Source organism: Segatella copri (genome assembly GCF_003465495.1).
Classification (GTDB): Bacteria; Bacteroidota; Bacteroidia; order Bacteroidales; family Bacteroidaceae; genus Prevotella; species Prevotella copri_G.
Map to the genome: position 1 here is coordinate 72515 of NZ_QSAV01000004.1, position 14573 is coordinate 87087.

A 14573-nucleotide genomic window follows, 5' to 3' on the forward strand; every position below is an offset into this window, starting at 1 on the left:
GGTTAATTCGCCCTGGTAGTTATTGAGCACTCAAATGAGGTAAACAAACGATGTTCTTCCGTTTACCAACTGATGTGGCTGAGCTGGGTTAAGGATATGGCTGCACTGGGTTACGCAGACGGCTGGACAAGGTTAAGGATTCGACAACGTAGGCTAACGGAGTCGTATCCGTCGATTTATCGAGACGTCTTGACTCGCTGACAGAACCATTTGGGGTAGCTGACTGAACCATATCAGTATTCTGCTGCATACGCTTGCGTGCAAAAGTATACATAATTGAGCCAAATAGTGCACAACTGGTACTTATCGTACCAAAGTGGACAACTAGGACTCCGCCGATGTTGTATCTTTGTATCAGCATTCGGGAAGAGACCGGTGCACAACATGATTATTCACAATTTTAAAATTTTATGTATTATGGCAATTAATTACAGTTTAGTAAAGCTTGCGTCAAAATTTGGTGACAAAGCAGGAGTTCCTAAGTTCTACGCCCGTGCTCAGATGAACGAGTCTATTTCGCTCAAGAAGTTTGCGAAGTTGATCGCTATGCAGACCACCGTATCCTATGCGGATGTAACAGCCGTTCTGGTCAGTATGCAGGAGAACATGATCATCGAGTTGCAGCGAGGCAACCAGATTGATTTCGGCGAGTTGGGCAAGTTCCGCCTCCAGCTTACCAGTGAGGGTGCGGCAACCGCAGCCGAATTTAAGAGCGACATCAACATCAAGGGTGTGAACATCCAGTTTATCCCAGGCAGCGATCTTGCCAACATCTTCGTAGGTATGGAGTTTGAGCAGGTTGCATCACGTGCCGTACAGAAGGCTGCCCTCAAGGCTGAGAAGGAGGGTGCCAAGACTCTCGACATCGAGGAGGCTAAGAAAAAGCCTGCCAAGGACAATGCTTCTTCAGGCGGCGATACCACGGGTGGCAACACCTCTGGCGAGCAGACCGGCGGAACTGGCAGCACTGGCAGTGGTGACACTGGAGACGGATTAGAATAATTAACCTCTTAAAACAGAATAGATTATGACAGAAAAGAACAAGCAGAAATGGAATGAGATTCTCAAGTTTGCAGTAACCGTACTGACAGCTCTCCTCGGGGCGTTGGGCGTTTCGGCAGGTGGACTTTAGAAGGATGCCTATGAGAGATATTGATATGATAGTGGTGCATTGCAGCGGTAGCCGCTGCGATCACCGTTATACGATGAAGATGCTGCGCTACGACCATGTTCATAACAACGGCTGGACTGACATCGGCTACCATTTCTACATCACGCTGGATGGAGTGGTTCATGCCTGTCGCCCGGTAGAGCGTATGGGCTCTCATGCCCTCGGTTACAATGCGCACAGCATAGGCATCTGTTACGAGGGTGGTCTTTCGCCATCGGGCTGCATCAGCGATACCCGCACTCCTGAGCAGAAGGAGGCGATGAAGCATCTTATCCTGGATCTTCACCACCGTTTTCCGGGCATCCGTACCATCCTGGGGCATCGCGATTTGCCTGGCGTTCAGAAAGCCTGTCCGTGTTTTGATGCCACGAAGCTCCAGTATCTCCTAGATGCTTCCTGATTCTCTTCCATTAAGAGGGTTTTTCAAGAGCAGAATCCCTCTGATTTTATTTAACAAGTTAGGGCGCATCCAATCCGGATGCGCCCTTTTTCTTTGTCGTCATATTTCTTTCATTCAACACTCAACATTCAACATTCAACACTCACCATTCTCTAACTTTTTCAGAAACTTTTCCTAGAAAACTCTTGCAGATATGAAAATAAAACCGTAACTTTGCGCTATAGAATTTTAAAACAGATGGTTATGAAGTATTTAGATCCTAAGGCAGACCTCACGTTCAAGAAGATATTCGGCAATCATCCTAAAAGACTGATCAGCCTTCTGAACGCCCTCCTGCCACTCAGCGAAGAAGAGCAGATACACGAGATAAAGTATCTGCCTACAGAACTTGTGCCTCAGCTCGAAGGGAGCAAGAACACCATAGTGGATGTACTCTGCACCGATGTCAGAGGCAGGAAGTTCTGCGTGGAAATGCAGATGGAATGGTCCGACGCTTTCCAGCAGCGAGTACTGTTCAATGCATCCAAGCTCTATGTGAGTCAGGCAAAAAAGGGAGGAAAATACAGCGAACTGCAACCAGTGTATTCTCTCAACCTGATAAATGATATCTTTGCGCATGATACTCCAGATTTCATCCACAACTACCGCATCGTGCACGATAAGGACAGCAATAAGATCATCGAAGGCTTGCATTTTACCTTCATTGAACTCCCTAAGTTCACTCCACATTCCATTGCCGATAAGCGCATGATGGTCTTGTGGCTCCGTTTCCTCACAGAAATAAATTCCAATACGAAGGATATTCCTGCCGACCTGCTCAATGACCCAGAGATTGGAAAAGCCGTAGAAGATCTTGAAGTTTCCGGTTTTACAGATGCCGAGCTCAGAGCCTATGATAAATTCTGGGATTCGGTAAGTGTTGAAAGAACCCTTCTGGATGACAGATACCAGAAAGGAATGGAAGAAGGTATGGAAAAAGGCATGGAGAAAGGCATGGAGAAAGGTAGAGCTGAAGGCATAGAAGAAGGCATGAACCAGCGAAGCCTTGAAATTGCCAGGAAGATGCTAGCAAAGGGTATGGATGAAGCGTCTATCATGGATATGACGGGGCTGACGGCAGAGGAGATAAAGCTGCTGAAAGTGGAGATGTAGATTACGAATATCTCTTTCAGATGCTGGCTCCATCCAAGAGTTTCCGGTATTTAGCTACTGCATCCGAAATCTCGCTTATTTTGATAAATTCATCGGCAGAATGGGAGCGGGAGGACTCGCCCGGACCCAGTTTGAACGAAGGGAAGTGCATCAGAGCCTGGTCGCTGAGGGTAGGACTGCCGAATGGCTTCATGCCCATGGCTACACATTTCCTGATAAGAGGATGCGCCGGGTCGATGCGGGATGACTTCAGACGGAAACTGTGGGCCTTCACTTCACTCTTCAGGTGCTGGCAGATAAACTTGTAAACCTCCTCGTTGTCATAGAACTCGTTGGTGCGGATATCCACAAGCATCGTACACTTATCCGGAATCACATTGTGCTGGGTTCCGGCATTCACTACGGTAAGCGTCATCTTGGTAGGTCCCAGGAACTCGCTTACCTTCTCAAACTTATAGTCACGAATCCATCGCATATCATCCAATGCCTCGTAGATAGCGTTTACTCCCTCGTTGCGGGCAGCATGACCGCTCTTTCCGTGAGCAATCACATCCAGCACCATCAGTCCCTTTTCGGCAACAGCCGGGTTCATGCCGGTAGGTTCACCTACGATGGCAAGGTCGATATGCGGAAGCAAAGGCAGGGCACGGGTAATGCCATCCTTTCCCGAAACCTCTTCTTCGGCAGATGCCAGATAGATGAGATTATACTGCTGAGGCTTTGCGGTCAGCATTCTGAATATCTGGAGGAGCGAACAGAGTCCACCGCCGCAATCGTTGCTGCCCAAGCCGTAAAGTACACCCTCTTCTACATCCGGTGAAAACGGGTTGCGTGTCCATGAAGCCACAGGCTTCACGGTATCGATGTGAGCGTTGAGCAGCAGGGTAGGTCGGCTCTCATCGTAATGAGGGTCGATAATCCAGATGTTGTTCGCCTCACGATGAGGTTCGAAACCATATTTGCGGATGGTCTGCTCCATGATGTCGGCAGCATCCTTCTCGTTTCTGCTTACAGATGGGGTGGTGATAAGCTTTTTCAGCAAATCCACGGCATCGCTTACATATTCTTCTTGTGTCATCATAATCTCCCTATTCTTTGATTTTTTTGCAAAGATACGAAAAAAAGAGCAGATAAAGTGGAAAAAATATCTTTTTATTTTGTGTTCTTAACAAATTCTATTATCTTTGCATCAGAATATAAATATAAGCTTATGCAGATTAATAGTCATCTTTCGGTACTGGTACATGATCTCGCCAAGAAATGGGGAGAGAAAACTGCTTTAACTTTCAGAAAGTTTGGCAGCGACCAGTGGCAATCGGTTTCATTCAGCCTCTTTTCCTTAAGAGTGAAACAAGTGAGCAATGCCCTCCTGAATCTTGGGGCTAAACCTCTTGACAAAATCGCTGTCTTCTCGCAGAACTGTGTGCATTATCTGTACACCGACTTCGGTGCGTATGGTATCAGGGTTACCTCTGTGCCTTTCTATGCCAACAGCAGCGAGCAGCAGATTCAATATATGATTAATGATGCGCAGATTCGCTTCCTCTTTGTTGGCGAACAGGAGCAGTATGACAAGGCTCACCGTATCTTTGCCCTCTGTCCATCTCTGGAACGTATCATCATCTTTGATTCCAGCGTGCGCATCAGTACACACGATCCTGCAGCCCTCTATTTCAAGGACTTCCTGAAGCTGGGAGAGAATCTTCCTCGTCAGACAGAGGTAGAGGAACTCTACAAGCAGGCAAGTATGGATGATTTGGCTAATATCCTCTATACCAGTGGAACAACCGGAGACAGTAAGGGCGTGATGCTTACCTATAGCCAGTATTATGCTGCTTTGAAGGCAAACAATGAGTGCATTCCTGTTACCGAAAAGGACCGTGTCATTGATTTCCTTCCATTCACCCATATCTTTGAGCGTGGATGGGCATATCTCTGCTTGAGCGAAGGTGCCGAACTCATTATCAATACTTATCCTCATGAAATTCAGGAGAGTATGAGAGAGATGCATCCTACCTGTATGTGTAGTGTGCCACGTTTCTGGGAGAAGGTGTATATCGCCGTAAAGGCAAAGATGGATGATGCAGGTCCTCTTCAGAAGAAACTCTTCTACCATGCCTTGGCAGTAGGAAAGAAGCGGAATATAGAATATCTGGCAAACTGCAAGCGCCCTCCTCTGACATTGGAGTTGGAATATAAGATTATCAACAAGACCATTTTGAGCATGGTTCGCAAGCAGTTGGGCTTGGAAAAACCTAATATCTTCCCTACAGCGGGTGCTTATGTAAGTCCGGAAGTAGAGGCATTTGTACATGCCATCGGTATCAATATGGTGGTGGGTTATGGTTTGACCGAGAGTCTTGCCACCGTATCTTGCGATCATTCTGACAAGAAACGCAGTCTGGGTTCTGTGGGGCGCCCTATCTCTTGCATTCAGGTAAAGATAGGTGAGGATAATGAGGTGCTCCTCAAGGGTCCTACCATCACTCCGGGATATTATCATCGTGATACCACCAATGCGAAGGCATTCGACAAGGATGGATTCTTCCATACCGGTGATGCCGGCTACATGAAGGATGGCGAGCTTTATCTCACCGAGCGTATCAAGGACCTGTTCAAGACATCGAATGGTAAGTATATCGCTCCGCAGCAGGTAGAATCGTTGCTCCTGGTAGATAAGTTTATCGATCAGGTGGCTGTTATTGCCGACCAGCGCAAGTTCGTATCAGCCCTCGTCGTTCCAGAGTTCCGTCTCGTGGAGGACTGGGCACGTGAGCATCATATCGCCTTCACCTGCCGTGAAGATTTGTGTGCTAACGAGAAGGTGCAGAAGATGCTGATGGACCGTATCCAGATTCTCCAGCAGCATCTGGCTTATTATGAGCAGATTAAGCGCATTACCCTCCTGGCTCACCACTTCTCTATGGAGTCGGGTGAGTTGACCAATACCTTGAAGATTCGCCGCCCTATCATCAACAAGAACTACAAGGCGGAGATTGACAAGATGTATGAGGAGTAATCATAAAGTTTAAAGTTAAAAGTTAATAGTTAAGAGTTAATGATTACAGCTGACCAGTTGAAGGATGTGATGGACAGAGCTGACGCTCTGCATCACTATCTCAATATAGACCAGAAGAAAGTAGAATTCGAAGAGGAGCAGCTCCGCACCCAGGCTCCTGACTTTTGGGAAGACCCGAAGTATGCTCAGGAGCAGATGAAGAAGGTGAAAGGTATCCAGAAATGGCTCGACGGTTATAAGGCTGTACGTCTTTATGCCGATGAACTGCAGCTTGCCTTCGATTTCTATAAAGACGAAATGGTGACTGAGGAAGAGGTGGATGCCGATTATGCCAAGGCGATAAAAGCCATAGAAGACCTGGAGTTGAAGAACATGCTTCGCCAGAAGGAAGACCCGATGGACTGCGTGCTCAAGATTAATTCCGGTGCCGGTGGTACAGAAAGCCAGGACTGGGCACAGATGCTGATGCGTATGTATATGCGCTGGGCTGAGGCTCATGGCTACAAGGTAACCATCACCGATATGCAGGAAGGCGATGAGGCTGGTATCAAGAGCGTGACCATGACCATCGAGGGCGGCGAGTACGCTTATGGCTATCTGAAGAGCGAGAACGGTGTGCACCGACTGGTGCGTGTTTCTCCTTTCAATGCCCAGGGCAAGCGAATGACCAGTTTCGCCAGTGTCTTCGTAACTCCGCTGGTAGATGATACCATCGAGGTATATGTTGATCCAGCCAAGCTCTCCTGGGATACCTTCCGTTCGAGTGGTGCCGGTGGTCAGAATGTGAATAAGGTTGAATCCGGTGTCCGTCTGCGTTATTGGTATACCGACCCTGATACCGGCGAGGAAGAAGAAATCCTCATCGAGAACACCGAGACCCGTGACCAGCCAAAGAACCGTGCCAAAGCCCTGTTGCTCTTGAAGAGCCAACTCTACGACCGCGCCATGAAGAAGCGCCTGGAGGCTAAGGCTAAGATTGAGGCTGGTAAGAAGAAGATAGAGTGGGGAAGCCAGATTAGAAGTTATGTCTTCGACGACCGTCGTGTGAAAGACCACCGTACCAACTATCAGACATCGGATGTAGATGGCGTGATGGACGGCAAGATAGATGATTTCATCAAGGCATACCTGATGGAGTTCCCTACGAATGATGACGAACAACAATAATAATCTAAAAAATATACGACTATGAGTGGAAATAAAGACTTAAGAAGAGCCAAACATGAGGCTTATCAGAAGAAACAGGCTGCAAAAGGCGAGAAAGTAATCAAGTGGATATTCGGTGGCTTGATAGTCCTCGGTATTCTTTTTGCCATCTATGCAACAAGATTAGTATAAAACAATGAGTGGATTAGAAATAGAAAGAAAATTCCTCGTTAAGAAGGGCGACGCTTATAAAAGCGCCGCCTTTTCTTCTAGTCATATTCAGCAGGGATATATTCCTGCCGAGGGGGCTACGGTGCGGGTTCGCACACGGGATGAGAAGGCTTACCTTACTATTAAGGGCAAGTCGGTAAATGGCGGCATGACCCGCTATGAGTTTGAAAAGGAGATAACGATGGACGAGGCGCAGCATCTTCTGCAACTTTGTCAGGGTGGCGTCATCGATAAGCGTCGCTATCTTGTGAAAAGTGGCAGTCATACCTTCGAGGTAGATGAGTTCTATGGCGATAACGAAGGTCTGGTCATGGCAGAGGTGGAGTTGGCTAGCGAGACCGAAGCCTATGAGAAACCTGATTTCATCGGCATGGAGGTAACAGGCGATAAGCGGTTCTACAATTCGCATCTCTTGGGCAATCCTTTCTCGAAGTGGCGTGATACCTTGCCGGCTGAATATCGTTAGAAAATGTATCGAAAAGGTCATTTCTTCGTCCTAAAACGGATTAAATTGCATAAATATTACTAAAATTGTATTTTTGCTTTCAAATAATTCATATATTTCAGAATTATTTTATAATTTTGCACGAAGAAAAATTAAAAAATAAGAAATTAGTAATAGAAAGATAGAAATGACTGATTCAAATAGAGGAAGTTTTGGTAGCAAGATTGGATTGATTCTTGCTACAGCAGGTGGCGCCGTAGGTTTGGGTAACGTATGGCGCTTCCCTTATATGGCTGGTCAGGAAGGTGGCGCAGCCTTTATTCTGGTATACATCGGAAGTGTGCTCCTGTTGGGCATTCCATGTATGATTTCTGAGTTTATCATCGGCCGTCATGGTGCCTCTAATACCGCACGTGCCTATACCAAACTCTCTAATGGTACTGCTTGGAAGTGGGTAGGCTATCTTGAAGTGCTTACCGGTTTCCTGATTACGGGCTATTATGCGGTGGTTTCGGGCTGGTGTCTGCAGTATGTCTATGCCAGCATCATGGGCGAACTGCATGGTGACCCAACCTTTGTGGCGAATTACTTCAAGGAGTTTTCTTCTGATCCTGTGCGTCCGGTTATGTGGACGGTAGCGATATTCCTGATTTGTCATTTCGTGATTATTCATGGTGTGCGCGGCGGTATAGAGAGGGCTTCTAAGGTGATGATGCCTCTCCTGTTCATCCTGCTTTTGATCATTGTGGTAGCAGCTTGTCTGTTGCCGGATGCAGGTAAGGGCGTGGAGTTCCTGTTGAAGCCTGATTTCGGAAAGGTAGACAGAAACGTGTTCCTGAATGCCTTGGGTCAGTCGTTCTATTCTATGAGTATCGGTATGGGCTGTATCTGTACCTATGCCTCTTACTTCAGCCGTCAGACCAATCTCTTTAAGAGTGCTTTGCAGATTTCCATCATCGATTTGCTGGTAGCAGTACTGGCTGGTCTGATGATATTCCCTGCAGCCTTCTCAGTAGGAGTATCACCGGATAGTGGTCCTTCGCTCATCTTTATCACTTTGCCGAATGTCTTTAATCAGGCGTTTGCATCGTTACCTGTACTGGGTTGGATTATCTCGCTGCTCTTCTACGTGTTGCTGTCGGTAGCAGCCTTGACCTCGTTGATGTCACTTCATGAGGTGAATACTTCTTTCTTCTATGAGGAGTTGAAGATAGACCGCAAGAAGGGTGCTACCATCGTTACGGTTTCCTGTGCCATCATCGGAGCCTTCTGTTCGCTCTCTTTGGGTGCAACAGATAAGCTTTCGTTCTTCGGAAAGGCGCTGTTCGATTGGTTCGACTTCGTTACGGGTCAGATATTCCTTCCTCTGGCAGGATTCCTTACCTGCCTGTTCCTGGGCTGGTATGTACCTAAGCAGATCGTACAGGATGAGTTTACTAACTGGGGAACCTTGAAGGGCCGTCTCTTCGGTATTTATCTTTTCCTGATTAAGTTCGTTTGTCCTGTCCTCATCTTCCTGGTATTCCTGAACCAGTTTGGTGTCTTCGGATAAAGTATTTGTAATCGGATATAACTATATATAATAAGGTGTAGCAGCTCCCGTTTCGTCGGAAAACAACAAACACTACATATTAAAGATTTAGATAATGGAAACAAGAGGAAATTTTGGTAGTAAGTTGGGCGTTATTCTTGCCACAGCCGGCTCGGCAGTCGGTTTGGGTAATGTGTGGCGTTTCCCTTATATGGCAGGTCAGAATGGTGGCGCCGCCTTCATTCTCATCTATTTGGTATGTATCATCCTACTCGGATTGCCTGGCATGATGAGCGAATTCATCATCGGCCGTCATTCCGCTTCTAATGCAGCCCGTGCTTATACCAATCTGGGTAAGCACAAGGCTTGGGGTGCTTTGGGCTTGATGGGTATCATCACCTCTATGATTATCCTGGGTTTCTATGCCGTAGTGGCTGGCTGGTGCCTGCAGTATCTCTATGCCAGTATCATGGGCGGTGTTCATGGCGATGCAGAGTATGTGAAGACCTATTTCCAGACCTTTTCTGCCGATCCTATCCGTCCTACCTTATGGGCAGTAGGTTTTATCCTGCTTACCCACATGGTGGTAGTACGCGGTGTGCGCAATGGTATAGAGAAAGCATCCAAGATACTGATGCCTATGCTCTTCTTCCTGTTGATTGTGATTGTGATAGCTTCCTGCTCTCTGCCGGGAGCGATGAAGGGAGTGGAGTTCCTGCTGAAGCCGGATTTCTCTAAGGTAGATGAAAACGTGTTGCTCGAAGCGCTGGGACAGGCGTTCTTCTCTTTGAGCATGGGTACGGCTTGTCTGTGTACTTATGCCTCTTACTTCAACAGACAGACCAATCTCTTGAAGTCGGCTACTCAGATTGTGACCATTGATACTGTAATCGCCGTATTGGCAGGTTTGATGATCTTCCCTGCAGCCTTCTCGGTAGGTGTGCAGCCAGACAGCGGTCCTTCGCTCATCTTCATTACCTTGCCAAACGTATTCCAGGAGGCTTTCGGTAACATGCCGGTTGTCGGTTATGTGATTTCGGTGTTGTTCTATGCTTTGCTTGTATTGGCAGCCCTGACTTCTACCATCTCGATGCACGAGATAGGTACCGCCTTTATTTATGAGGAGGGTAAGATAAGCCGTGCCAAGGGAGCCTGGTTCGAGACCGTCGTTTGCTGCATCATAGCTGTATTCTGTTCGCTCTCTCAGGGTGCCGTACCTGATTTGGGCTTCTTCGGCAAGGATTTCTTGAGCAATTGTGACAACTTTACTGCCCAGCTGCTCATGCCGTTGGGGTCGTTCATCACCTGTCTGTTCCTGGGATGGTATGTGCCAAAGAAGATTGTGCGTGATGAGTTTACCAACTGGGGAACCTTGAAGGGAACTCTCTTCCCTGTTTTCCTGTTCACCATCCGTTTTATCTGTCCAATCTGTATTTTCCTTATCTTCCTGCACCAGTTTGGTGTCATTTAGCAAAACCGGCAAACTTGCAGACAGGCTATCTTGCCCCTAGTAGGCAAGATACGGCTTGATTCTTTCTATTTCGGCAGGTGGAAAGTCTTTGAGGAGACGCAGCTCTTCAGCACTTTTCAGCGGACCATGGATTCTGCGGTAGTTTACGATTTCCTTTGCCTGGTAAAAGTTCAGGTAAGGATGTTTGCGCAATTCGGTTAAACTGAGCTGGTTGACATTCATTTTTCTGATATGTTTTGCATCAATATTCATATAGTGGAGGGCTGTCTCGGGCACGCCTTCCACTTCTTGTATCTGGCTCATGGAAACAAAACCGCCTAACCGCTCTCTGTAACGGATGATGCTTCTGGCATAGTAAGAGCCTATGCCGGGAATTTTCTGCAGTTCGGTCGTATCAGCAGAATTGATGTTGATATACTGACCTTCTTTCAGTTTTCGTGGATAACTGTATTGGATAGTGTCTTTCTTCCTTTCTTCTCTAGTTCTTATAGCCGTCTCTTGATAGCCGTAGTTGTATCTTTCTCTTGGGTAAAAGTTGGCAGCCGGCTGGTAGTCTTTACCAATTCTGATAAAGGGCAGCAGTTTTTCGAATTGCTTCTTGGTTAGTCCGTAAACCCGTGCAAAGTCTCTAGGTGTCCTGAAGATACCTCCTTTATTTCGATATTTGATGATGCTTCTGGCTTGCCATGATTCCAGTCCCAGCCGTTGGAAATCAGATTGGCTTGCCGTATTGGGGTCAAAGGCGAATACTTCGCTCGACTGAAGTCCGTCTTCATAATAGCCTGGATGTTGCCGCGTGGCATGCCTGATGATACTATCGTTATGGGCTTGTTGTTTTTCTGAGGGCATAGTTTCTTTAGAACCTACAATGAAAATCATTGTGGTACTGACAACGAGCAGGGTCAGGATTATGAGTAATGCTCGCCGTTCATGGTAATTGATATAAAAAAAATTCTTTAAAAACTTCATAGGCTTACGGATTTTTAAGCTCTTGTGAAACCGAAATTTCGCCGACCATTTTGGCTACGACCAAGGCAAATCCTCAGTGTTTACGGCACATCTGACGGCTTTTGGTCGGGATTACTGGACTCGAACCAGCGACCTCATCGTCCCGAACGACGTGCGCTACCAACTGCGCTAAATCCCGATATCTGCTGCAAAGGTACATTAAATAATGGATAATACCAACAAAAATAGACTTTTTTATCTTTTTTTGAAAGAAATTTCCCGAAAAATTTGCAGGAACCAGAAAAAAGTATTACCTTTGCACCCGCAAATGATAAATCGCGATTTGTGAAAGTTGGTGCCATAGCTCAGTTGGTAGAGCAAAGGACTGAAAATCCTTGTGTCCCCGGTTCGATTCCTGGTGGTACCACTTCTTTATGAGACTGAATCTTCGTAACAGGATTCAGTCTTTTTTTATGCCCTTTTTAAAAAGTTTATTTTATACTTGTGCAAACGTTTGCGTAAGAAAAATGCGCCAGGATTGTTTTATAATAGCTATTTTTTCACTACTTTTGCATTGTAAAATTCAAAAACAAACCAAAAAATTAATCTAACAAACATTCGTTAAAATGAAAAAAGCTTATTTGTTATTGTTGGCTGGAATGTTGTCTACGGCAGTATTTGCCGGCAGCAAACAGACGGTTAAGATTGATGGTCAGGTCATAGAAAAGACTGTCTCAGAGATTACCTTTGATGGAGACAATGTTGTTCTTCAGTATTCAGATAATACATCTGATCAGGCAGACATGTCGCTCGTAACCCTTTCTTTCACTTATCAAACTACCGGCATCAGCCAGATAGAAGATATTAAGAAAGCATTGCAAGGAAAGGTTTATAACCTTCTGGGCCAGTGTGTAGGTTCTTCCCTCCAGGGTTTGTCTAAGGGTGTTTATATTATTAATGGTAAGAAAGTAATTATCAAGTAAAACAGGAGGAACGCAAAATGAAGAAAAACGTATTTACTTTGGCACTCCTCCTGATGAGTTTGAGTGCAGCTTTGGCACAGACATGGACATTTAAGATTACCCATGCCGTGGCTCGTAACAGCAAGGTGAACCAGATGTATGTTACCACCAAGTCGGGTGATGTGAAGTATTATAATACTGCAGACTTGACAAGTGTGAAGTTCGAAGGTGATAAGGCAATCATCGCACCTAAATCAGGTTCAGAGAATGATGAGTACAATGCTTCAGTTCAGAAAATCAGTTTCGCAAAGAAAGTAGATCAGGGCGAAAGTGGTGATATTGACAATCCTGCAGGTGTGATTCAGATTACTGAGGCAAAGGGCTGGCAGGAGTCTGCCTACCTGAAGTGGGCTCCATTCGAGGGCGCTTCTTCTTATAATGTATATGTAGATGACAAGAAGATTGATGCTCAGCTGGTTCGTCAGTATAAATCTTACTATCGTGCTGATGTTCTCGGTTTGAAGGAAGGTACTTATTCTGTAAAGGTTGTTCCTGTAAATGCTGACGGTAAAGAGATTGCTGGTGCCAATACTGCTTCTAACTTGGTAGTAAAGAGCTACAACCGTGAGGGCTTTGCTCATTTCAAGTATGCTGGTGTAGGTGCTTATAATAATGATGGTACTTTGAAGGCTGGTGCTAAGGTTCTGTATATTACAGCCAAGACAGCTAAGACCGTTTCTACAACAGTTAATACTGGTAAGCAAGAGACGATTACAGGTCTTCAGTCTATTATTGATGCATATTCTAAGGGCAAGGATACTACTCCTATCGCATTCCGTATCATCGGTAAGGTAAATCTTTCTGATTTGGATCACATTTCAAGTTCTGCAGAAGGTTTGCAGGTTAAGGGTAAGGGTGCTCACTCTGTAATGAACATGACTTTCGAAGGAGTCGGTGATGATGCTACTGTATATGGATTTGGTTTCTTGCTTCGTAATACCAAGAGTGTAGAGTTCCGTAACTTTGCTATCATGCATTGCCTGGATGATGCCATGTCTCTTGATACCAATAACTCTCATGTATGGATTCACAACATGGATCTCTTCTATGGCAAGAAGGGTGGCGCTGCCGACCAGGCCAAGGGTGATGGTACTGTAGATATCAAGGGTAACTCCCAGTATATAACTGTAGCATACAACCGCTTCTGGGATAATGGTAAGGCTTCTATGTGCGGTATGAAGAGTGAAACTGGTCCTAACTATATTACTTATCATCATAACTGGTTCGACCATTCAGACTCTCGTATGGCTCGTATTCGTACTATGAGTGTTCACATGTACAACAACTACTATCAGCACAATGATGTTTATGGTATTGGTGCGACAATGGGCTCAAGTGTGTTCATGGAGTCTAACTACTTTGATGCAACCAAGCGTCCTATCATGAGTTCTGAGCAGGGTACTGATGCCAAGGGCGATGGTACTTTCTCTGGTGAGAATGGTGGTCTGATTAAGGCATACGGCAATGTATTTACCAACAAGCCAGATAACTTCAGCTATATCCCATACGCAGAAAACAATACAAGCTTTGATGCCTACGAGGTTTCTGATCCAAGTGAGCAGGTTCCTGCAAGCGTAAAGACTTTGGTTGGTGGTACTTCTTACAACAACTTCGATACGGACCCAAGCCTCATGTATGCATACGCTGCAGATAAGGCAGAAGATGTTCCTTCTATCGTAGAAGGCTTCTATGGTGCAGGTCGTTTGAATCATGGTGACATTGATTTCGTTATTCCTGATGAAACAGTCGTAACAAATGGTCACCAGCAGCCATGGCCTGCTTTGGCAAGCATTCTTGACGCTTATACTTCTGGTGTTGTTAAGGTGTTCGGTGAGAGCAATGCAACTGGCGAAGGTGCTTCTACCGGAGGTGGCGAGACTGGAGGTTCTACTGGTGGTACAGAAGGTGGCAGTACTAAACTTGTACCTGTTAAAGACTAAAGGTATAGAACTGATTTAAAGATTCCTGTCTCTTTAATGACAAAACGGACAAAAGCTAGATAAAGATTTGCTTTTGTCCGTTTTTTCTTTATTTTTG

At 45.8% G+C, this 14573-nt stretch carries 15 protein-coding genes and 2 tRNA genes; 13 read left to right on the forward strand and 4 right to left on the reverse strand.

Translation table 11 applies throughout. The features are described from left to right. Window positions 1–88: 88 nt before the first annotated feature. Window positions 89–274 carry a hypothetical protein gene (locus DWV53_RS15500; protein WP_147468721.1) on the reverse strand — a complete coding sequence of 62 codons (186 nt, stop codon included), beginning with the start codon at window positions 272–274 and terminating at the stop codon, window positions 89–91. Between the two features lie 143 nt (window positions 275–417). Between DWV53_RS15500 and DWV53_RS02005 the strand changes: the two genes are divergently transcribed. From DWV53_RS02005 to DWV53_RS02015, 4 genes are all read left to right on the forward strand, one after another. Next, window positions 418–1002 (forward strand): HU family DNA-binding protein, encoded by a 585-nt coding sequence (locus DWV53_RS02005; protein ID WP_118151317.1) that lies wholly within the window; start codon window positions 418–420, stop codon window positions 1000–1002. Between the two features lie 25 nt (window positions 1003–1027). Further along, window positions 1028–1132 carry a smalltalk protein gene (locus tag DWV53_RS15595; protein ID WP_022120813.1) on the forward strand — a complete coding sequence of 35 codons (105 nt, stop codon included), beginning with the start codon at window positions 1028–1030 and terminating at the stop codon, window positions 1130–1132. A gap of 10 nt (window positions 1133–1142) precedes the next feature. Further along, window positions 1143–1571, forward strand: a complete 429-nt coding sequence (locus tag DWV53_RS02010; RefSeq protein ID WP_118151367.1) for an N-acetylmuramoyl-L-alanine amidase — start codon at window positions 1143–1145, stop codon at window positions 1569–1571. 237 nt (window positions 1572–1808) lie between these two features. Then, the gene (locus DWV53_RS02015) at window positions 1809–2723 is read left to right on the forward strand and encodes an Rpn family recombination-promoting nuclease/putative transposase (RefSeq protein ID WP_118151319.1); all 915 of its coding nucleotides are present in this window, start codon (window positions 1809–1811) and stop codon (window positions 2721–2723) included. A gap of 16 nt (window positions 2724–2739) precedes the next feature. On the opposite strand, the gene DWV53_RS02020 is transcribed toward DWV53_RS02015, so the two are convergent. Continuing rightward, window positions 2740–3804 carry a M20 family metallo-hydrolase gene (locus DWV53_RS02020; protein ID WP_118151321.1) on the reverse strand — a complete coding sequence of 355 codons (1065 nt, stop codon included), beginning with the start codon at window positions 3802–3804 and terminating at the stop codon, window positions 2740–2742. Window positions 3805–3933: 129 nt separating this feature from the next. Here DWV53_RS02020 and DWV53_RS02025 point away from each other — a divergent pair, with 129 nt between their 5' ends. From DWV53_RS02025 to DWV53_RS02045, 6 genes are all read left to right on the forward strand, one after another. After that, window positions 3934–5742 carry an AMP-dependent synthetase/ligase gene (locus DWV53_RS02025; RefSeq protein ID WP_118151323.1) on the forward strand — a complete coding sequence of 603 codons (1809 nt, stop codon included), beginning with the start codon at window positions 3934–3936 and terminating at the stop codon, window positions 5740–5742. A 39-nt stretch (window positions 5743–5781) separates the two neighbouring features. Beyond that, complete coding sequence (gene prfB, locus DWV53_RS02030) at window positions 5782–6909, forward strand: peptide chain release factor 2 (RefSeq protein WP_118151325.1); 1128 nt, start codon at window positions 5782–5784, stop codon at window positions 6907–6909. A gap of 21 nt (window positions 6910–6930) precedes the next feature. Continuing rightward, window positions 6931–7080, forward strand: coding sequence for a hypothetical protein (locus tag DWV53_RS15600; protein WP_181992385.1), 150 nt, complete (start codon window positions 6931–6933; stop codon window positions 7078–7080). 4 nt (window positions 7081–7084) lie between these two features. Then, window positions 7085–7585, forward strand: a complete 501-nt coding sequence (locus DWV53_RS02035; protein ID WP_006847608.1) for a CYTH domain-containing protein — start codon at window positions 7085–7087, stop codon at window positions 7583–7585. 166 nt (window positions 7586–7751) lie between these two features. Next, entirely contained in the window at window positions 7752–9116 is a 1365-nt protein-coding gene (locus tag DWV53_RS02040; RefSeq protein WP_022120223.1) for a sodium-dependent transporter, read from the forward strand. Window positions 9117–9210: 94 nt separating this feature from the next. Then, window positions 9211–10566 carry a sodium-dependent transporter gene (locus DWV53_RS02045; RefSeq protein WP_022120224.1) on the forward strand — a complete coding sequence of 452 codons (1356 nt, stop codon included), beginning with the start codon at window positions 9211–9213 and terminating at the stop codon, window positions 10564–10566. A 36-nt stretch (window positions 10567–10602) separates the two neighbouring features. On the opposite strand, the gene DWV53_RS02050 is transcribed toward DWV53_RS02045, so the two are convergent. After that, window positions 10603–11415, reverse strand: coding sequence for a helix-hairpin-helix domain-containing protein (locus DWV53_RS02050; protein WP_254987481.1), 813 nt, complete (start codon window positions 11413–11415; stop codon window positions 10603–10605). Between the two features lie 222 nt (window positions 11416–11637). After that, window positions 11638–11713, reverse strand: a tRNA-Pro gene (locus tag DWV53_RS02055). Between the two features lie 155 nt (window positions 11714–11868). Here DWV53_RS02055 and DWV53_RS02060 point away from each other — a divergent pair. From DWV53_RS02060 to DWV53_RS02070, 3 genes are all read left to right on the forward strand, one after another. Next, window positions 11869–11941: transfer RNA gene (locus tag DWV53_RS02060), tRNA-Phe, on the forward strand. 199 nt (window positions 11942–12140) lie between these two features. After that, the gene (locus DWV53_RS16035; RefSeq protein ID WP_254972756.1) at window positions 12141–12497 is read left to right on the forward strand and encodes a subtilase; all 357 of its coding nucleotides are present in this window, start codon (window positions 12141–12143) and stop codon (window positions 12495–12497) included. Window positions 12498–12514: 17 nt separating this feature from the next. After that, a complete protein-coding gene (locus tag DWV53_RS02070; protein WP_259318888.1) occupies window positions 12515–14476 on the forward strand; it encodes a pectate lyase family protein in 1962 nt (653 codons plus the stop codon). The last annotated feature ends 97 nt before the right edge of the window (window positions 14477–14573 follow it).

Bases quoted from the DNA above. Each gene is read 5' to 3' on its own strand.
- DWV53_RS15500 (WP_147468721.1), bottom strand. From the start codon at position 274: ATGTATACTTTTGCACGCAAGCGTATGCAGCAGAATACTGATATGGTT.
- DWV53_RS02005 (WP_118151317.1), top strand. From the start codon at position 418: ATGGCAATTAATTACAGTTTAGTAAAGCTTGCGTCAAAATTTGGTGAC.
- DWV53_RS15595 (WP_022120813.1), top strand. From the start codon at position 1,028: ATGACAGAAAAGAACAAGCAGAAATGGAATGAGATTCTCAAGTTTGCA.
- DWV53_RS02010 (WP_118151367.1), top strand. From the start codon at position 1,143: ATGAGAGATATTGATATGATAGTGGTGCATTGCAGCGGTAGCCGCTGC.
- DWV53_RS02015 (WP_118151319.1), top strand. From the start codon at position 1,809: ATGGTTATGAAGTATTTAGATCCTAAGGCAGACCTCACGTTCAAGAAG.
- DWV53_RS02020 (WP_118151321.1), bottom strand. From the start codon at position 3,804: ATGATGACACAAGAAGAATATGTAAGCGATGCCGTGGATTTGCTGAAA.
- DWV53_RS02025 (WP_118151323.1), top strand. From the start codon at position 3,934: ATGCAGATTAATAGTCATCTTTCGGTACTGGTACATGATCTCGCCAAG.
- prfB (WP_118151325.1), top strand. From the start codon at position 5,782: ATGATTACAGCTGACCAGTTGAAGGATGTGATGGACAGAGCTGACGCT.
- DWV53_RS15600 (WP_181992385.1), top strand. From the start codon at position 6,931: ATGAGTGGAAATAAAGACTTAAGAAGAGCCAAACATGAGGCTTATCAG.
- DWV53_RS02035 (WP_006847608.1), top strand. From the start codon at position 7,085: ATGAGTGGATTAGAAATAGAAAGAAAATTCCTCGTTAAGAAGGGCGAC.
- DWV53_RS02040 (WP_022120223.1), top strand. From the start codon at position 7,752: ATGACTGATTCAAATAGAGGAAGTTTTGGTAGCAAGATTGGATTGATT.
- DWV53_RS02045 (WP_022120224.1), top strand. From the start codon at position 9,211: ATGGAAACAAGAGGAAATTTTGGTAGTAAGTTGGGCGTTATTCTTGCC.
- DWV53_RS02050 (WP_254987481.1), bottom strand. From the start codon at position 11,415: ATGCCCTCAGAAAAACAACAAGCCCATAACGATAGTATCATCAGGCAT.
- DWV53_RS16035 (WP_254972756.1), top strand. From the start codon at position 12,141: ATGAAAAAAGCTTATTTGTTATTGTTGGCTGGAATGTTGTCTACGGCA.
- DWV53_RS02070 (WP_259318888.1), top strand. From the start codon at position 12,515: ATGAAGAAAAACGTATTTACTTTGGCACTCCTCCTGATGAGTTTGAGT.